Below are 17481 nucleotides of genomic sequence, written 5' to 3'. Positions count from 1 at the left end.
TCTTTCAATATTTCAAGAATGGCATCGCTGTCACACCCATATAAATAAAGACTACCGACCTCGTCCCAACACCAGAACGCCCCCGTAACGATACGTCACTCTTTCTTCACCATCTTTAGCCGCAGTCCGCCAAGAGACCGGGGCGGCGTGTCATTCCTGTCCATCCAGCTTGGCACCTCCATCCCGTCGATATCGGCAAAGCGCAGCTCCGCCCCGATCGGCAGAAACAGCAGGCGCTGTGCGTCGATGCGGATTTCGCGCACGTTCCAAGCGGACTTGAGACTGTATAGTCCAATGGCCAGCCCCAAAATCGCAACGATCAGGATTTTTCGTTCATAGGGCGGCCCTTCGGCAAGCGAGACCGCAACGTAGACCGGAATCAGTATCAGCCAGAACCAACCAAACCACAGTAACATCCGACGCCGTACCGGAAAAACTCGCTCTTCACTCATACCGACACCCCATCAAGAAAATGCCCCGGATCATCTCCGGGGCATTTTTTACAGCTTTCTCAGTGCGCCACAGCCCCCCGGCCCTCTTCGCCGGATTTCAACGCGGCCTCGGCGGCGGCGGCCTCTTCGGCCTCTTCGTCCCATTCGACTGGCTCGGGCGCGCGCACCAGCGCCAGTTTCAGGACGTCACGCACGTGATCGACGGGGATAATATCCAACCCCTCTTTCACATTGTCCGGAATCTCGGCCAGATCCTTTTCGTTCTCACGCGGAATGAGCACGGTCTTGATCCCGCCCCGCAGCGCCGCCAGCAGCTTTTCCTTGAGGCCGCCAATAGGCAGCGCATTGCCGCGCAACGTCACCTCGCCGGTCATGGCGATATCCTTGCGAATGGGGATGCCGGTCAGCACCGACACGATGGAGGTCACCATCGCAAGGCCAGCCGACGGGCCATCCTTGGGCGTCGCGCCTTCGGGAACATGCACGTGAATATCCCATTTCTCGAACTTCGGCGGCTTGATCCCCAGGTCCGGCGCAACCGAGCGGACGTAGCTTGACGCCGCATCAATCGACTCCTTCATCACATCGCCCAGCTTGCCGGTGGTTTTCATCCGACCCTTGCCCGGCAAGCGGAGTGCCTCGATGTTAAGCAATTCACCGCCGACGGATGTATAGGCCAGCCCGGTGACAACGCCGACCTGATCGCTCTCTTCGGCCAGACCGAACTTGTATTTGCGCACGCCCAGAAAATCATCGAGGTTCTCTGGCGTGACCGTGATCGCCTTGTCCGCTCCCTTGATGATCCGCGTCACCGCCTTGCGGGCCAGCTTGGCAATCTCACGCTCAAGGTTCCGCACCCCGGCCTCGCGGGTGTAATAGCGGATCACGTCGGTCAGCGCGGCATCGGTCAGCGTGAACTCGCCCTTCTTCAGACCATTGTTCTTGACCTGCTTGTCCACCAGATGCTGCTTGGCAATCTCGCGCTTTTCATCCTCGGTATAGCCCGCCAACGGAATGATCTCCATCCGGTCCAAGAGCGGCCCGGGCATGTTATAGCTGTTGGCCGTGGTCAGGAACATCACGTTCGAGAGGTCGTATTCCACCTCAAGATAGTGATCGACAAAGGTCGAGTTCTGCTCTGGATCGAGCACCTCGAGCATCGCCGACGCCGGATCACCCCGGAAATCCTGACCCATCTTGTCGATCTCATCCAGCAGGATCAGCGGATTGGTCGTCTTGGCCTTCTTCAACGCCTGAATGATCTTGCCGGGCATCGACCCGATATAGGTCCGCCGGTGGCCGCGAATTTCGCTCTCATCGCGCACACCGCCCAGCGAAATGCGGATGAACTCTCGCCCCGTCGCCCGTGCCACGGATTTACCCAACGACGTCTTACCCACGCCCGGAGGGCCGACAAGGCACATGATCGGGCCTTTCAGCTTTTGGCTGCGCTGCTGTACCGCGAGATACTCGACAATCCGCTCCTTGACCTTGTCCAGACCATAGTGATCGGCATCCAGCACCTCTTGCGCCTTGTGCAGGTCCTTCTTGGTCCGGCTTTTCACACCCCACGGGATGCTCAGCATCCAGTCGAGATAGTTGCGCACCACCGTTGCCTCAGCACTCATCGGGCTCATGTTCTTGAGCTTTTTAAGCTCGGCTTCGGCCTTTTCTGCGGCTTCCTTGCTCAGCTTGGTCTTGGCGATGCGCTCTTCCAGCTCGGCAATCTCGCCCGCGCCATCCTCACCATCGCCCAATTCCTTCTGAATGGCCTTCATCTGCTCATTCAGATAATATTCGCGTTGCGTACGCTCCATCTGGGATTTGACGCGCGTCTTAATCTTTTTCTCGACCTGAAGAACGCTCATCTCACCCTGCATCAGGCCATAAACCTTCTCCAGACGTTCGCTTACGCTGAGTGTCTCAAGCAGTTCCTGCTTGCGACCGACATCAAGCCCCAGATGACCCGCCACCAGATCGGCCAGCTTGGCCGGTTCCTCGGACTCGGTCACAGCGGCCATCGCCTCATCGGGGATGTTCTTCTTGACCTTGGCATAGCGCGCAAATTCATCCCCCACAGTGCGCAACAGCGCCGCAATGGTGGTGGCATCGCCGGGGATTTCGCTCAGATATTCGGCCTTGGCCTCGAAAAACTCGGAGTTGGGCAAGTAGTCGGTAATCCGCACCCGCGCCACGCCCTCGACCAGCACCTTTACGGTGCCATCGGGCAGTTTCAGCAGTTGCAGCACATTCGCCAACACGCCCACACGGTAAATGCCGGATTCGGCGGGATCGTCATCGGCAGGATCAATCTGGCTCGACAGCAGGATCTGCTTGTCATCGGCCATGACCTCTTCCAGCGCGCGCACCGATTTCTCGCGCCCCACAAAGAGCGGCACGATCATGTGCGGGAACACCACGATATCCCGCAGCGGCAGGACCGGATAAGAGGCGTTGAGGGTGTCTTGCATGCTCGTTTTCCTGTTCTTGGCAAAAGGGCACCGGTCCCGCGCGGCGGCAACCACGGCCCTCTCCGTTACGTTAGCCCTAACTTGGGGCGCACCCGGTCAGGTTTCAACAGATTCGGCGAACATTGCCCGCAGATCCGACCGGGCACAAGAGGACACTGCATCCCCATGCTCCCTTTCCAGCCGCCTTCAGCCGGCCAGACCGCGATCGCGCAAAAGCGACGTCACCGCGTCCTGCACACGCTCGAGCGCGGCACTCACCTCGTCATGGAAACGGTCGAGCTGACCAAGGATGGATTGCAGCCCCGACAGACGCTCGCGCAGGATACCCGCCTCGACACGCAGCACGACCCGCACCATCGCCAGGCCCGTGACCATGCGGCGGATCATCTCGGCATCCGCAGACAACTGCCGCACGGCGCGATAGCCATCCTCCATGGCACGATCCGCCTCCTCCCGATAGCGATCCCGCAATGCGGCTACCACCTCCATTTCAGCGCTGGCGCCTTCATCGTCGCCGCGCGCCACTTCCTCGCGAAAGAACGCGACCATCTCCTGCATGAGTTCGGCCACCGCAATCATGAACACCGATCTGGCCTCGTCGTTCACGTCCCAGGTTCCCTGATCACTGCGCAGGGTCTGGACCACGCGGGGATGATCGCGGATATCGCGCATCATCAATTCGTAATTCTTGGCAATCTCGTTGATCGGCCCACGGTCGGATCGCAGCTTGCAGGCCTGGATCTTCATGTTCGTGGTGATCAGCTCGGCCTCTTTGAGATTGACGCAGAGCACGCGCAATTCCTGCTCGATCTCGCGCTTGACATCAAGAAGATGCCCCGACGCGACCAGCGCGGGCGCCACAACCCGGTTGCGCGCCGCATCCCGCGACGCATGTTCCCGGCGCAACGCCTCGATCTGAAACGCGCCGTAATTGGCAAAACCGGCGGCGACCAGATCGCCCTCGATGGCTTTGGCACTCTGCTCAGGCGTCATCCCCTGCCCCCGCTCACGCTCTAGCGCGCGGGCATAAACCTCTTTCACCGTGGCAAAAAGCGGGCTCGACGGTTTCAGCCGCACCGACAGATACCCGCCGTCAACCGGCGAAACCACGGCAAAGACCCAGTAAAAACGCCCGTCCCTGGCCCGATTCTTGACATAGGCCCCGACCGAGTGACCGCGCTTCAGCCCGTCCCACATCAACCAGAACACACCTTTGGGCATGTCGGGATGGCGCACCAGCTTGTGCGGCGCACCGGCCATATCCTCGGCCCCGTAACCCGCAACGCGCAGAAAGACCGGGTTGAACGCCCGGATCACGCCGCGCGTGTCGGTGCGCGAAAAGAACAACTCACCAATTCCAAAGGGAACTTCTTGATCTACCAAAATCGCATCGGTCCGCAGACCGGATTTGGGGACGCTTGCGTGCATATCCACCTCGAGCAGCATCGTTTCATGGTCTGAAAGCTCAGACATCACGGCCTGCGCTTTCGTATCAACGGTCATGCGTCTTACAACTTTAGGGCTTAGCGGGCGTATAATCTGACGCGCCCCCACGCCCCTTGTCCCAAGCGACATGCCACTCGAGTGCATTTATCAGGCCAACCCCGCGCGCGATCCAAGCGACCGCGCGCGGGACGCATGTCAGACGGTCTCAAGCTTCGGGTAATCGGTATACCCTTCAGCCCCGCCGCCATAATAGGTGGCCTGATCACCCTCATTCAGAGGTGCATTCTGCTCCAACCGCTCGGCAAGATCGGGATTGGCGATATAGGGTCGACCAAAGGCCACCAGATCGACCTTGCCCGTCGCCACCCGCGTCAGCGCCAATTCGCGATCATAGCCATTGTTGGCCATGTAAACGCCCGTCCAATTGGCCCGCAGCACATCAAACGCGCCCTCGCGCGCGCCGCCGGTGCTGCCCTCGATCAGGTGCAGATAGGCAAGACTGCGCCTGTTCAGTTGCTCCACCACCCAACCAAAGCTGGCATCGGGATCACTGTCGGTCGCATCGTTGAATCCAGACCACGGCGAGAGGCGAATACCAATCTGCCCCGGTGCCCAGACCGTTTCCAGCCCATCCAACACCTCAAAGAGCAACCGCGCCCGATTGCCCACCGAGCCGCCATAGGCATCCTCGCGGGTGTTCGGCCCATCCTTCAGGAACTGGTCCAGCAGATAACCATTGGCGGCGTGCAGTTCGATCCCGTCAAACCCGGCCTCCTTGGCCGCCTTGGCGGCATGGACATAATCCGCAACCACGCGCGGCATCTCATCCTCGCGCAGGGCGCGCGGGGTGGACGTGTCCTCGAACCCGGCGGGCGTAAAGGTCTGCGCCTTGGCCGCCACCGCCACCGGGGCGACCGGGGCCTGCCCATCGGGCTGCAACGACGTATGGCTGATCCGCCCCACATGCCAGAGTTGGATCACGATCTTGCCGCCCTTGGCGTGCACAGCATCCGTGACCTTCTTCCACGCCGCCACCTGTTCGGGACTGTAAATGCCCGGCGTGCCGACATAGCCTTTGCCCTCGGGGCTGATCTGCGCGGCCTCTGTGATGATCAATCCGGCCCCGGCACGTTGCGCATAGTAATCAACATGCAGCGCCCCGACCTCGCCCGTTTCATTATCGGCGCGGTTGCGCGTCAACGGGGCCATGACGACCCGATTGGCGAGTTCGAGATCACCGGCCTTGGTGGGGGAAAACAACTTGTGGCTCATGGGGAATGCTCCTTGTGCATGAGGATTGCGCTTGAACATAAGCTATGCAGCCGCTGACGCCGCACAAGCCCGCCGCCTGCGCCCTATCCCACAGCCGCCCCCACACCACCGCACAGTCGCGGGCCATTGACATATCCACGCTCAGAGCGGTTCGATATCGCCCTCGGCGCGACCCGCATGAAACGCCGCCTCCCAGGCATCGAACCGCGCCTCGGCAATCGCCGCGCGCATCTCGCCCATGATCTGCTGAAAATAATGCAGGTTGTGCCATGTCAGCAGCATGGAGCTGATGATTTCCTGCGACCGGAACACATGATGCAGATAGGCACGGGAATAATTGCGGCAGGCCGGACAGGTGCAGGCCTCATCCAGCGGGCGCGGATCATCCTGATGGCGCGCGTTCTTGATATTGACCACGCCATGCCGCGTAAACACCTGCCCCGTGCGCCCCGACCGGCTGGGTAGCACACAATCCATCATGTCGATGCCACGCTTCACGGCACCCACGATGTCATCCGGCTTGCCCACCCCCATCAGGTATCGCGGACGATCCTCGGGCAGGAAACCGGTGGCATAATCCAGCACGCCAAACATTGCCTCCTGCCCCTCGCCCACCGCGAGGCCGCCCACGGCATAGCCATCAAACCCGATAGCCTTGAGCGCCTCGGCACTCTCTTCGCGCAGTTCGGGCGTCACCCCGCCCTGCATGATGCCAAAGAGCGCATGACCCGGCCGGTCGCCAAACGCCTCCTTCGAGCGCGCCGCCCACCGCATGCTCAGCCGCATACTCTCGGCCACCGCCTTGTCACTCGCGGGCAAGGCGGGGCATTCGTCGAAACACATCACGATATCCGACCCGAGAAGGCGCTGAATTTCCATCGACCGCTCCGGTGTCAGCTCGTGCTTGGAGCCGTCGATATGGCTTTTGAAGGTCACACCCTGCTCGGTCAGCTTGCGCAACCCGGCAAGGCTCATCACCTGAAAACCGCCCGAATCCGTCAGGATCGGCCGCTCCCAGTTCATGAAGCGGTGCAAACCGCCCAAGCGGTCAATCCGCTCGGCACCGGGCCGCAGCATCAAGTGATAGGTATTACCAAGCAGGATATCCGCCCCGGTGGCGCGCACGCTCTCGGGCATCATCGCCTTGACCGTCGCCGCCGTGCCCACCGGCATGAAGGCAGGCGTGCGGATGTCCCCGCGCGGCGTGTGGATCACCCCTGCCCGCGCCGCGCCATCCTGTGCCAGTTTCTCAAAGCCGAACCGCATGCCTTCATGTCCCATCGCATTAGCCCTTTTGCCCCCCTTTAAAGCGGTTTACCCTGCCTTGTAAAACGCCGTCTTGGCCGCCCCTTTGCGAGAGTTCCCATGACCGAAGACATCATCCTGCAACTGATTTCTGCAAATATCGTCTGGCTTCTGATCACGCTCCTCGTGGTCATCGTGATCTTTCGCGGGGTCAAGATCGTGCCCCAGTCAGAGCAATATGTGGTTGAGCGTTTTGGAAAGCTGCACAAGGTGCTTGGCCCCGGCATCAACCTGATCGTGCCCTTTCTCGATGTGGTCCGGCACAAGATATCAATTCTCGAACGGCAATTGCCGACCGCCAGTCAGGACGCCATCACCAAGGACAACGTGCTGGTGCGGGTCGAAACCTCGGTCTTCTACCGGATCGTGCAACCCGAAAAAACAGTCTACCGGATTCGCGATGTGGACGCGGCCATTGCCACCACAGTCGCCGGCATCGTGCGCGCCGAAATCGGCAAAATGGACCTCGATGATGTGCAGGCCAATCGCAATCAACTGATTGCCACAATCAAGGGATTTGTCGAGGACGCAGTGGATAACTGGGGCATCGAAGTAACCCGCGCCGAAATTCTAGACGTCAACCTCGATCAGGCCACCCGGGACGCCATGCTGCAACAGCTCAACGCCGAGCGCGCGCGCCGCGCTCAGGTGACAGAGGCAGAAGGCACCAAGCGCGCGGTCGAACTGGCCGCCGACGCCGAGCTCTATGCAGCCGAACAAACCGCCAAGGCCCGCCGTATCGAGGCCGATGCCGAGGCCTATGCCACCAGCGTCGTTGCCGCCGCCATCGCCGCGAACGGGCTGGAGGCCGCGCAATATCAGGTCGCGCTGAAACAGGTCGAGGCGCTCAATGCCCTTGGCAACAGCCCCTCCTCCAACACCATTCTCATCCCCGCCCAGGCGCTCGAGGCCTTTGGCAACGCCTTCAACATGCTCAGGGGGCGCGGCTGATGGAAACGGTCCTGTGGCACCTCTGGTGGGTCTGGCTCGCGGCAGCCCTTGGGCTGGCAATCTTGGAAATTCTCGTGCCGGGCTTCATTTTCCTCGGTTTCGCGGTCGGCGCTGCGCTCGTGGCGCTCTTGGTGCTCCTGCCGCTCAACCTTGGCCTGACGGCGCTGCTCGCCCTCTTCGCGCTTTTCTCTCTGGCGGCTTGGGTGATCTTGCGGCGGCTCTTTCGCGCCCCCGATGATCAGAGCCGCGTGATCCGCGAAGATATCAACAAGTAACGCAAAGGAACGCGCCCCGCTTTCCTTGCATCCTCACGGCCATCCCAAGTAGAGAGGCGCCACGCGCCACCCTTGCCACGCAAAACGCAACAGGATACGCCCGATGACCGATACCCCCGACAGCCCCCAGCCCCTGCAATTCGGCTGGGAGGAATGGGTCAGCTTGCCTGATCTCGGCGTGCCCGCAATCAAGGCCAAGGTCGACACCGGCGCGCGCACCTCGGCGCTGCATGCCTTCGATATCGAAACCTTTGGCCCCGCTTCTCGCCCCAAGGTCCGCTTTACCGTGCATCCTATTCCGGGCCGCGATGACCTGATCATCCCTTGCTCCGCCCCGATCATCGACCGGCGGGATGTGACCTCATCGAATGGCGAGCGCGAATTGCGCTATGTCATCGCCTCGAAACTTTCGGTGGGCGGCGATACATGGCCCATCGAGATCACCCTCACCAACCGCTCCAGCATGACCAGCCGCATGCTCTTGGGCCGTCAGGCGCTCAAGGATCATATCTCGATTGTCGCCACAGACCGGTTTTTGCAACCCGAACTCAGCTATGACGTCTATCACACCGCCCGCGTCCGCACCGCCCAACCCAAGCGCGCGCTGCGCATTGCCGTGCTCAGCCGCGAGGATAACTATTCTACACGCCGCATCGTCGAGGAAGGCGAGGCGCGCGGTCACACCGTCGAGGTGATCGACACCACCCGTTGCTATATGGCGATCAACGCGCTCGCCCCCGAGGTACATTATGACGGCAAGCGCCTGCCCCGCTATGACGCGGTGATCCCCCGCATCGGGGCCTCGATCACCGCCTACGGTGCCGCCGTGATCCGCCAGTTCGAAACCATCGGCACCTTTTGCGTCAACCCGTCAGCCGGCATCATTTCCAGCCGGGACAAGCTTTATGCCCATCAACTGATGGCGCGCGCGCAGGTGGGCATGCCCAACACCGCCTTTGCCGCTTCGCCCAAGGACACCGGCAACCTCATGGGCCTTGTCGGCACAGCCCCCCTGATCGTCAAACTGCTCGAATCGACCCAGGGCAAGGGCGTCGTTCTGGCCGAAACCAAGAAGGCCGCCGAATCTGTGATCGACGCCTTTCGCGGGCTCAAGGCCAATTTCCTCGTGCAGGATTTTGTCAAGGAAGCGGCAGGCGAAGACATCCGCTGTCTCGTTGTCGGCGGCAAGGTGGTGGCCTCGATGAAACGCACCGGGGCCGAAGGCGATTTCCGCTCCAACCTGCATCGCGGGGGGACCGCCAAGACGATCCGCATCACCAAGGCCGAGCGCGACACCGCAATTCGCGCTGCCCGCGTCTTTGACCTCAACATGGCGGGTGTGGACCTTCTGCGCTCCGACACCGGCCCCAAAGTGCTCGAGGTCAATTCCTCCCCCGGCTTTGAGGGCATCGAAGGGGCCAGCGGCAAAAATATCACCGGCGCGCTTTACGACATGATCGAAACCCGCGTGCGCCCGGTCCCGGTGCGACGGCGCAAATCCGGCAGCAATGACTGAGCTTTGACTGTGCCGCCTCCCCCTCTGGACGCGGGCGTTGATAAACCCTATATGTTTGCTCAGGATAACCGCAGGATACGATCATGATGAACAGTTCAGAGCCACTCGAAGGGGCCCCGCTGATCGCGCCCTCCAGCACCGATCACCCGCTCTTCGATCAGGTGGTCGAGGCCTGCCGCACCGTGTATGACCCGGAAATTCCGGTCAACATTTATGATCTAGGCCTGATCTATACAATTGATATTGATGCCGAAAACACGGTTTCAATTACCATGACCCTGACCGCACCCGGCTGCCCAGTCGCGGGCGAAATGCCGGGTTGGGTGGCCGACGCGATCGAGCCTTTGGCAGGCATCAAACAGGTTGATGTCAACCTCGTCTGGGAACCGCCCTGGGGGATGGACATGATGAGCGACGAAGCCCGCCTTGAACTTGGGTTCATGTAACGAAATCAACGGATTGAGAGGCTGACCTTATGTTTGGCATACCCGGCAAACCGCCCGTTTCGATGACCCCGGCCGCCGTGGCCCAGATCACCCGGCTGATGCAGCGCGACGGTCATCAAGGCCTCAGGATCGGCGTCAAGAAAGGCGGCTGCGCGGGTATGGAATATACCATGGACTACGTGACCGAGATCGACCCCAATGATGAGGTGATCGAACAGGACGGGGCGCGCGTGCTCATCGCCCCGATGGCCCAGATGTTCCTCTTTGGCACCGAGATTGATTACAAGACATCGCTCCTTGAGTCCGGCTTTGTCTTCAACAATCCCAACGTGACCGAGGCCTGCGGCTGCGGCGAGTCGATCAAATTCGCCAATATGTGAGCTTTGCCTCGCAAGTATTTCTAATAAATGGACATTATACGCATGAGACGCAAGCTTGCTGCTGGCAATTGGAAAATGAACGGCACCAATGCCAGCCTGACAGAGCTGCAAACCCTCATCGCCACCCACCCCGCGCCGGGTGTTGATATTCTGATCTGCCCACCTGCCACGCTCCTTGTTCAGGCCGCTGGCCTTAGCGCCGACAGCCCCGTGATGATCGGCGCGCAGGATTGCCATTCCGCCGCGTCCGGGGCGCATACCGGCGACATTTCCGCCCCGATGCTGGCCGATGCCGGGGCTGTAGCGGTCATTCTGGGCCATTCCGAACGGCGTCAGGACCACGGCGAAGAGAGCGCGCTTGTTGCGGCCAAGATCAGCGCCGCCCATGCCGCTCATCTTACCGCTATCCTCTGCCTGGGCGAATCCCTGGCCGAGCGCGAGGCGGCCCAAACCCTCGATGTCATCGCGGACCAACTGCGCCATTCCCTGCCCGATACCGCGACCGGCGCAAATACCGTGATCGCCTACGAACCCATCTGGGCCATCGGCACCGGCCTCACCCCCAGCCCCGCGCAAATCTCCGAGGTGCATCGTTTCTTGCGCAGCGAGCTGCGCGCGCGCTTCGGCTCAGAGGCTGCGACGGGCTTTCGCCTGCTTTACGGCGGCTCCGTCAAACCCGCCAACGCCCCCGAGATTTTCGCGCTGGACGATGTCGATGGCGCGCTCGTCGGCGGCGCAAGCCTGACCGCTGCCGATTTTTCACCGATCATCACCGCGCTTGAGAACGCCTGACCCCGCTTCTTTATGGCAGAAATACTCCGGGGGGAGTCCCGGACAGGGTCCGGGACGGGGGCAGCGCCCCCAAACATCTCAGAGTGGCAACATCGTGGTCGACTTGATCTCTTCCATCGACAAGAGCGCCGTCACGTTATGCACCTTCACCTCTGAAATCAGCGCCTGGTAAAACACGTCATAGGCCCGCGCATTGGCAACCCGCACCTTGAGGATATAGTCGATATCCCCCGCCAGGCGGTGCGCCTCCTGCACTTCGGGGCGCGCCTTGAGCGCCTTGAGGAACGCCGCCTGCCAGCCCGCATCATGCTCTGACGTGCGGATCAGCACGAAAAAACACGCCTCGAAGCCCAACGACTCTGGGTCCAGCAGATAGGTTTGCTGCCGGATCACCCCCGCCTCGCGCATCTTGCGAATCCGGTTCCACACCGGCGTCTTGGAGCTGCCCACGTTCTTGGCAATATCGTCCAGCGATTGCCCCCCATCCTCCTGCAACTGCACAAGGATTTTCCGATCCAGATCATCGAGGCGAACAGCCATTCCAATTTCTTCCTTTTGTCGAAACATTCCAGCCACTCTTCGCGGCAATTGGAACAAACTTCCTTATTCCCGCCAGCATATGGCGCTTAACCGGGAATATTTCCTATATTAGGGCCAGAGTCAAACCGTTCCCCGAGGCCCGCCCGATGAAACATTTCCCGATCTTTCTCGCCGTCGAGGGACGCCGCATCGTTCTTTCGGGCGGCGGTGAGGCGGCCTTGGCCAAACTGCGTCTCTTGCTCAAGACCGAGGCACATCTGACCGTTTTCGCCCCCGAACCCGCCCCCGAGATCGCGCAGTGGGCCTCCGAGGGGCGGCTGCACCTCATTCGCCGCGCGATGCAGCCCGGCGACACCCTCTGCGCCGTGCTCTTCTACGCCGCTGACGAGGATGCCGCCGAAGATGCCCGCACCTCGGCCCTCGCGCGGGCGGACGGGGCGCTTGTCAACATCGTGGACAACCTCGAGGACAGCCAATTCATCACCCCCGCCATCGTCGATCGTGACCCTGTGACCGTGGCCATCGGGACCGAAGGCGCGGCCCCGGTTCTGGCCCGCGCCATCAAATCCGATCTCGAAGCGCGCCTGCCCGCCACGCTTGGCCCTCTTGCACGGCTCGGCAAGGCCTTTCGCAAGGCTGCCGATGTGCTGCCCATGGGCCGCCGCCGCCGCGATTTCTGGGCCGACTACTATTTCAACGCAGGCCCCCGCGCGATGGATCAGGGCGGCGAGGAGCACGTCAAGGCCGCCTTGCAAGCCATTCTTGAAAAACACAGGAACGCGGACGCGCGCGAGGGTCACGTGGCCTTTGTCGGCGCGGGTCCGGGCGATCCCGAGCTTTTGACCCTCAAGGCCCGCAAGGCGCTCGATACCGCCGATGTGGTGATCCACGACCGGCTCGTGACGCCCGAAATCCTCGAACTCGCCCGCCGCGAGGCGATCCTGATCGACGCCGGCAAACAAGGCTTTGGAAAATCCATGTCACAAGAGGCGATCAACGCCCTGATCGTCGAACATGCCGCCAGTGGCGCGCAGGTCGTGCGCCTCAAGGGGGGCGATCCCACCGTCTTTGGCCGCCTGGACGAGGAAATCGAGGCTGTCACCGCCGCCGGGATTTCGTGGCATGTGGTGCCGGGCATCACCGCAGCCTCGGCCTCGGTCGCCAGCATCGGTCAGAGCCTCACGCAACGCGGCCGCAACGCCTCGGTGCGGTTCCTGACCGGCCATGACATGAAGGGCTTTGCCGATCACGACTGGTCCACGCTCGCCCGTCCCGGCGAGGTGGCTGCGATCTACATGGGCAAGAAATCCGCGCGCTTCATCCAGGGCCGGTTGATCATGCACGGGGCCGACCGCGCCACCCCCGTCACCGTGATCGAAAACGCCAGCCGCCCCGACCAGCGCGTCCTTGCCACCACGCTCGACCGTTTGCCCGCCGATCTGGCCGAGGCCGCGATCACCGGTCCCGCGCTCACCTTTCTCGGTCTGGCGCCCCGCGCCGCCGAGGCCCAGTTGACCCACTCGAAACAGGAGCTTGCCTGACATGGCCCAAGAATTCACCCCCAAGGTCGTCACCGCCAACGCCCTGATCGAGGGCGATGTCGTCTATCTCACCGCCGCCGACACATGGGCGCGCGATCTGGCGCAGGCCGAGGTGCTGACCGACGAGGCCGATGCACAGTATCGCCTGCTTCAGGCCCAGGCCCGCGTGGACGAAATCGTCGGGGCCTATCTCGCCGATGTGCGCCCCGGCCTGAACGGCCCTGAACCCACCCATTTCCGCGAGGATTTCCGCCGCAAGGGCCCCTCGAACCTCTTTCACGGCAAACAGGCCGACAGCCTGAACCACGCCTGACCCACGCGACTCGCGCAGGAGACAAAGATGTATCAATACAACGACTTCGATACCGCGTTCATCGCGGAACGCAACCGCCAGTTCCGCGCGCAGGTCGAGCGCCGCATCGCCGGCAACCTGACCGAGGACGAGTTTCGCCCCCTGCGCCTGATGAACGGGCTTTACCTGCAACTGCACGCCTACATGCTGCGCGTGGCCATTCCCTATGGCTCGCTCGATCCCGCCAAGCTGCGCCAACTGGCCTATCTGGCCGAGCGGTGGGACAAGGGCTATGGCCATTTCACCACGCGCACCAATATTCAGTATAACTGGCCGCAACTGCGCGATGTGCCGGATATGCTCGACGCGCTGGCAGAGGTGGGGATGCACGCCATCCAGACCTCCGGCAACACCATCCGCAACGTGACCTCCGATCATTTCGCCGGTGCCGCCGCGGATGAAATCGAAGACCCCCGCCCAGTGGCCGAACTGGTGCGGCAATGGTCCACCGACCACCCCGAATTCCAGTTCCTGCCGCGCAAGTTCAAGATCGCCGTGATCGCTTCTGACTCCGACCGTGCGGTGATGAAGAGCCATGACATTGGCCTCAAGATCGTCGAGCGCGACGGCGCGCGCGGCTTCGAGGTCTGGGTGGGCGGCGGCATGGGCCGCACGCCGATGGTGGCCAAACTCTTGCGCGATTTCCTGCCGCGCGCCGATCTTCTGCCCTATCTCGAGGCGGTGCTCGCCACCTACAACCGCATCGGACGGCGCGACAACAAATACAAGGCGCGCATCAAGATCACCGTGCATGAGAACGGCCTCGATGAAATCCGCGCGCTGGTCGAGGAGGAATTCCCCCGTCGCCGCGCGGCCTTCTCGGGCGTCGATCAGGCGTGGCTCGCGCGCATCAACGCGGCCTTTGTCACACCCACCTTGTCCGAGCGCGACGCAGCCCCCTATTATGCCGCCCGCGACGCCGATCCGGTGTTCCGTGCCTGGGCCGATACCAATGTGACGGCGCATAAACACGCCGATCACGGCATCGTCACGATCAGCCTCAAGGCCCATGGCGAAACCCCCGGCGACGCCTCTGCCGACCAGATGCGCCTCGTCGCCGATCTGGCCGAGCGGTATGGTCATAACGACATCCGCGCCAGCCACGCGCAGAACCTCGTGCTGCCGCATGTCGCCTTGGCCGATATTCCGGCCGTTCATGCCGCGCTCAAATCCCTAGGCCTGGCCACCGGCAATATCGGCCTCGCCTCGGATATCATCGCCTGCCCCGGCATGGATTACTGCGCGCTCGCCACTGCCCGCTCGATCCCCGTGGCCCAAGGTATCGCCACAAGGCTCGAAGAGCTTAAGATCGAGCATGAGGTGGGCCATCTCCAGATCAAGATTTCAGGCTGCATCAACGCCTGCGGGCATCACCACGTGGGTCATATCGGCATCCTTGGGCTCGACCGTGCCGGGGTGGAGAATTATCAGATCACCCTCGGCGGCGATCCGTCCGAAACCACCGCCATCGGCACCCGCACCGGGCCGGGCTTTGCCTATGACGAGATCGTGCCCGCAATCGAGCGTGTGATCTTCGCCTATCTCGACCTGCGCGAAGGACCGGAAGAGACCTTCCTCGAAGCCTACAACCGCCTCGGGATGGCCCCCTTCAAATCCGCGCTCTACGATCAAGAGGCACGCGCCCATGCCGCAGAGTGACCTGATCACACGGGTTCACGCGCTCAACGACCGATACCGCCATCACTCGGCGGTGTCGGTGCTTGAACACGCGTTACGCGATCCTCAGGCGGGCAAGCTGGCGCTTGTCTCGAGCTTTGGCGCGGAATCCGTCGTGCTCTTGCACATGGTCTCTGTCACCCGTCGCGACACGCCGGTGATCTTCATCGACACGGCGATGCTCTTTGCCGAAACGCTGGTCTACCAACAGGAACTGGCCGAGCGGCTCAATCTGAGCGATCTGCGCATCATCCGTGCGGATCAGGCCGACCTGAAGGCCCAGGACCCTGACGCAACCTTGCATCAACGCGATACCGATGCCTGCTGCGCCCTGCGCAAGACCGTGCCGCTGCAAGAGGCGCTCGCAGGCTTTGACGGCTGGATCACCGGGCGCAAACGCTATCAGTCCGGCACCCGCGCCACGCTCGATTTCTTCGAGGTCGAGGAAGAGACAGGCCGGATCAAGGTCAATCCGCTGGCGCATTGGACGCCCGAGGATATCCGCACCTATATGGACGAAAACCGCCTGCCCCGGCATCCGTTGGTGGCGCGCGGCTATCCCTCCATAGGCTGCATGCCCTGCACCACGCCCGTCAAACCGGGCGAAGACCCCCGATCGGGCCGCTGGCGCGATCAGGACAAAACCGAATGTGGCATCCATTTTGTCAACGGCAAGATGGTGCGAAGAGGAGTTTCCGCATGACCGTACTCGTCACCGACCGGGGCTTTGGCCCCGACGACTGGACCGCCCCCATCACGCCCCTGGCCGAGGCGGGCCCCGAGGCGACCGCCCTCGATCTGCCCAATGACACCAACCCCGCCACTCTGGCTGGGCGGCTGGATGCTGTCACCTTCATTCGCGTGGATTTCCCGTCTGCCGCTGATGGGCGCGGCTATTCCATCGCGCGGCAATTGCGCCTGATGGGCTATACCGGGCGGCTGCGCGCGCGCGGCCATGTCATTGCCGATCAATACGCGATGGCCCGGCGTTCGGGCTTTGACGAGGTGGAAATCTCTGACGCCCTCGCCACCCGTCAGCCCGAGGCGGATTGGCTTTTCCGGGCCGATTGGCAGGCCCATGACTACCAGGCGCGGCTGCGCGGCTGATTATCGCCTTCACCTGACCTGAATCAAAGATTAGAAGAGGATGTCGGTTTAAACGACCGGCAGAGGACACCATGAACGAGATGACCGCCGTGACCCAAGCGAGCGCCAAAGCGCCTAAAACCCTTGCGATCCCCGATGCGCAGACCGTCACAGAGGTGAAACACTGGACCGACCGGCTGTTTTCCTTCCGCGTGACGCGCCCCGCCTCTTTGCGCTTTCGCTCCGGCGAGTTCGTGATGATCGGCCTCATGCAGACCGATGAGAAAACCGGCAAGGAAAAGCCGCTCCTGCGCGCCTATTCCATCGCCTCACCCTCTTGGGATGACGAACTGGAATTCTACTCGATAAAGGTGCAGGACGGCCCGCTCACCAGCCGCCTGCAACATATCGAGGTTGGCGATGAAATCATCCTGCGCCCCAAACCCGTGGGCACGCTGGTGCATGACGCGCTCTTGCCCGGCAAGCGGATCTGGTTCTTTGCCACCGGCACAGGCTTTGCGCCTTTTGCCTCGCTTCTGCGCGATCCGCAGACCTATAGCGATTATGACGAGGTGATCATCACCCACACCTGCCGCGAAGTGGGCGAATTGCAATACGGCGCGGATCTGATCGAGAGCATCCGCAACGACGAGATGCTGGCAGAACTCATCGGCGAAGGCTTTGCCGACAAGCTGCGGTATTATCCGACCACCACACGCGAGACGAGCCCCAAGATGGGCCGCATCACCGACCTCATGCGCTCGGGCGAAGTCTTTGCCGATCTGGGCGTGGCACCGCTCAGCCCCGAAACCGACCGTGCCATGGTCTGCGGCAACCTCGCCTTCAACCTTGAAATCAAGGACATGCTCGAAGGCTACGGGCTGCGTGAAGGGGCCAATTCCGACCCCAAGGAATATGTCGTGGAAAAAGCATTCCTCGACTGAGGTCACGACACATCAAAAATGAAAAGCCCGCGCAA

The 17481-nt window shown here is 61.9% G+C and carries 18 protein-coding genes; 12 read left to right on the top strand and 6 right to left on the bottom strand.

Annotated features, from left to right (window positions below; translation table 11 throughout):
• Positions 1-95: 95 nt before the first annotated feature.
• The 5 genes from ROSMUC_RS07640 to tgt all read right to left on the bottom strand — a co-directional run bounded on the left by ROSMUC_RS07640 (position 96) and on the right by tgt (position 6907).
• Entirely contained in the window at positions 96-416 is a 321-nt protein-coding gene (locus ROSMUC_RS07640; RefSeq protein ID WP_037271331.1) for a hypothetical protein, read from the bottom strand.
• A 95-nt stretch (positions 417-511) separates the two neighbouring features.
• Positions 512-2923: an endopeptidase La gene (gene lon, locus ROSMUC_RS07635; protein WP_037271329.1), complete on the bottom strand. Its 2412-nt coding sequence runs from the start codon at positions 2921-2923 to the stop codon at positions 512-514.
• A gap of 186 nt (positions 2924-3109) precedes the next feature.
• The gene (locus ROSMUC_RS07630; protein ID WP_102105894.1) at positions 3110-4426 is read right to left on the bottom strand and encodes a PAS domain-containing protein; all 1317 of its coding nucleotides are present in this window, start codon (positions 4424-4426) and stop codon (positions 3110-3112) included.
• Between the two features lie 138 nt (positions 4427-4564).
• Entirely contained in the window at positions 4565-5641 is a 1077-nt protein-coding gene (locus ROSMUC_RS07625; RefSeq protein ID WP_037271326.1) for an alkene reductase, read from the bottom strand.
• Positions 5642-5782: 141 nt separating this feature from the next.
• Complete coding sequence (gene tgt, locus ROSMUC_RS07620) at positions 5783-6907, bottom strand: tRNA guanosine(34) transglycosylase Tgt (RefSeq protein ID WP_037271971.1); 1125 nt, start codon at positions 6905-6907, stop codon at positions 5783-5785.
• 99 nt (positions 6908-7006) lie between these two features.
• On the opposite strand from tgt, the gene ROSMUC_RS07615 reads away from it, so the two are divergent.
• The 6 genes from ROSMUC_RS07615 (at position 7007) to tpiA (ending at position 11306) form a co-directional block, all read left to right on the top strand.
• Positions 7007-7897, top strand: a complete 891-nt coding sequence (locus ROSMUC_RS07615; protein ID WP_037271323.1) for an SPFH domain-containing protein — start codon at positions 7007-7009, stop codon at positions 7895-7897.
• A complete protein-coding gene (locus ROSMUC_RS07610; protein ID WP_037271321.1) occupies positions 7897-8172 on the top strand; it encodes a hypothetical protein in 276 nt (91 codons plus the stop codon). The genes ROSMUC_RS07615 and ROSMUC_RS07610 overlap by 1 nt, the downstream gene beginning before the upstream one ends.
• 103 nt (positions 8173-8275) lie before the next feature.
• Entirely contained in the window at positions 8276-9688 is a 1413-nt protein-coding gene (rimK, locus tag ROSMUC_RS07605; protein WP_037271319.1) for a 30S ribosomal protein S6--L-glutamate ligase, read from the top strand.
• Positions 9689-9771: 83 nt separating this feature from the next.
• Positions 9772-10134 (top strand): SUF system Fe-S cluster assembly protein, encoded by a 363-nt coding sequence (locus ROSMUC_RS07600; protein WP_037271317.1) that lies wholly within the window; start codon positions 9772-9774, stop codon positions 10132-10134.
• A gap of 29 nt (positions 10135-10163) precedes the next feature.
• A complete protein-coding gene (locus ROSMUC_RS07595; protein ID WP_037271314.1) occupies positions 10164-10514 on the top strand; it encodes a HesB/IscA family protein in 351 nt (116 codons plus the stop codon).
• A gap of 42 nt (positions 10515-10556) precedes the next feature.
• Positions 10557-11306, top strand: a complete 750-nt coding sequence (tpiA, locus tag ROSMUC_RS07590; protein WP_037271312.1) for a triose-phosphate isomerase — start codon at positions 10557-10559, stop codon at positions 11304-11306.
• A gap of 78 nt (positions 11307-11384) precedes the next feature.
• Here the strand turns inward: tpiA and ROSMUC_RS07585 are convergent, their stop codons facing one another.
• Entirely contained in the window at positions 11385-11846 is a 462-nt protein-coding gene (locus ROSMUC_RS07585) for an Lrp/AsnC family transcriptional regulator (RefSeq protein WP_037271969.1), read from the bottom strand.
• Positions 11847-11992: 146 nt separating this feature from the next.
• On the opposite strand from ROSMUC_RS07585, the gene cysG reads away from it, so the two are divergent.
• The 6 genes from cysG to ROSMUC_RS07555 all read left to right on the top strand — a co-directional run bounded on the left by cysG (position 11993) and on the right by ROSMUC_RS07555 (position 17446).
• Entirely contained in the window at positions 11993-13387 is a 1395-nt protein-coding gene (gene cysG, locus ROSMUC_RS07580) for a siroheme synthase CysG (protein WP_037271310.1), read from the top strand.
• A 1-nt stretch (position 13388) separates the two neighbouring features.
• A complete protein-coding gene (locus tag ROSMUC_RS07575) occupies positions 13389-13700 on the top strand; it encodes a DUF2849 domain-containing protein (RefSeq protein ID WP_037271308.1) in 312 nt (103 codons plus the stop codon).
• Between the two features lie 27 nt (positions 13701-13727).
• Entirely contained in the window at positions 13728-15398 is a 1671-nt protein-coding gene (locus tag ROSMUC_RS07570) for a nitrite/sulfite reductase (RefSeq protein WP_037271306.1), read from the top strand.
• Positions 15385-16119 (top strand): phosphoadenylyl-sulfate reductase, encoded by a 735-nt coding sequence (locus ROSMUC_RS07565; protein WP_037271304.1) that lies wholly within the window; start codon positions 15385-15387, stop codon positions 16117-16119. Before ROSMUC_RS07570 ends, ROSMUC_RS07565 begins: the two co-directional genes overlap by 14 nt.
• Positions 16116-16523 (top strand): DUF934 domain-containing protein, encoded by a 408-nt coding sequence (locus ROSMUC_RS07560; protein ID WP_037271302.1) that lies wholly within the window; start codon positions 16116-16118, stop codon positions 16521-16523. The genes ROSMUC_RS07565 and ROSMUC_RS07560 overlap by 4 nt, the downstream gene beginning before the upstream one ends.
• A gap of 71 nt (positions 16524-16594) precedes the next feature.
• Entirely contained in the window at positions 16595-17446 is an 852-nt protein-coding gene (locus tag ROSMUC_RS07555; RefSeq protein WP_037271300.1) for a ferredoxin--NADP reductase, read from the top strand.
• Positions 17447-17481 lie beyond the last annotated feature (35 nt).

The organism is Roseovarius mucosus DSM 17069 (genome assembly GCF_000768555.3).
In the GTDB taxonomy this organism is placed as follows: domain Bacteria; phylum Pseudomonadota; class Alphaproteobacteria; order Rhodobacterales; family Rhodobacteraceae; genus Roseovarius; species Roseovarius mucosus.
This window is presented reverse-complemented; position numbering and strand designations above follow the sequence as displayed.

Bases quoted from the DNA above. Each gene is read 5' to 3' on its own strand.
- tpiA (WP_037271312.1), top strand. From the start codon at position 10,557: ATGAGACGCAAGCTTGCTGCTGGCAATTGGAAAATGAACGGCACCAAT.
- ROSMUC_RS07595 (WP_037271314.1), top strand. From the start codon at position 10,164: ATGTTTGGCATACCCGGCAAACCGCCCGTTTCGATGACCCCGGCCGCC.
- cysG (WP_037271310.1), top strand. From the start codon at position 11,993: ATGAAACATTTCCCGATCTTTCTCGCCGTCGAGGGACGCCGCATCGTT.
- tgt (WP_037271971.1), bottom strand. From the start codon at position 6,907: ATGCGGTTCGGCTTTGAGAAACTGGCACAGGATGGCGCGGCGCGGGCA.
- lon (WP_037271329.1), bottom strand. From the start codon at position 2,923: ATGCAAGACACCCTCAACGCCTCTTATCCGGTCCTGCCGCTGCGGGAT.
- ROSMUC_RS07575 (WP_037271308.1), top strand. From the start codon at position 13,389: ATGGCCCAAGAATTCACCCCCAAGGTCGTCACCGCCAACGCCCTGATC.
- ROSMUC_RS07600 (WP_037271317.1), top strand. From the start codon at position 9,772: ATGATGAACAGTTCAGAGCCACTCGAAGGGGCCCCGCTGATCGCGCCC.
- ROSMUC_RS07585 (WP_037271969.1), bottom strand. From the start codon at position 11,846: ATGGCTGTTCGCCTCGATGATCTGGATCGGAAAATCCTTGTGCAGTTG.
- ROSMUC_RS07565 (WP_037271304.1), top strand. From the start codon at position 15,385: ATGCCGCAGAGTGACCTGATCACACGGGTTCACGCGCTCAACGACCGA.
- ROSMUC_RS07625 (WP_037271326.1), bottom strand. From the start codon at position 5,641: ATGAGCCACAAGTTGTTTTCCCCCACCAAGGCCGGTGATCTCGAACTC.
- ROSMUC_RS07630 (WP_102105894.1), bottom strand. From the start codon at position 4,426: ATGACCGTTGATACGAAAGCGCAGGCCGTGATGTCTGAGCTTTCAGAC.
- ROSMUC_RS07640 (WP_037271331.1), bottom strand. From the start codon at position 416: ATGTTACTGTGGTTTGGTTGGTTCTGGCTGATACTGATTCCGGTCTAC.
- ROSMUC_RS07615 (WP_037271323.1), top strand. From the start codon at position 7,007: ATGACCGAAGACATCATCCTGCAACTGATTTCTGCAAATATCGTCTGG.
- ROSMUC_RS07555 (WP_037271300.1), top strand. From the start codon at position 16,595: ATGAACGAGATGACCGCCGTGACCCAAGCGAGCGCCAAAGCGCCTAAA.
- ROSMUC_RS07560 (WP_037271302.1), top strand. From the start codon at position 16,116: ATGACCGTACTCGTCACCGACCGGGGCTTTGGCCCCGACGACTGGACC.
- ROSMUC_RS07610 (WP_037271321.1), top strand. From the start codon at position 7,897: ATGGAAACGGTCCTGTGGCACCTCTGGTGGGTCTGGCTCGCGGCAGCC.
- ROSMUC_RS07570 (WP_037271306.1), top strand. From the start codon at position 13,728: ATGTATCAATACAACGACTTCGATACCGCGTTCATCGCGGAACGCAAC.
- rimK (WP_037271319.1), top strand. From the start codon at position 8,276: ATGACCGATACCCCCGACAGCCCCCAGCCCCTGCAATTCGGCTGGGAG.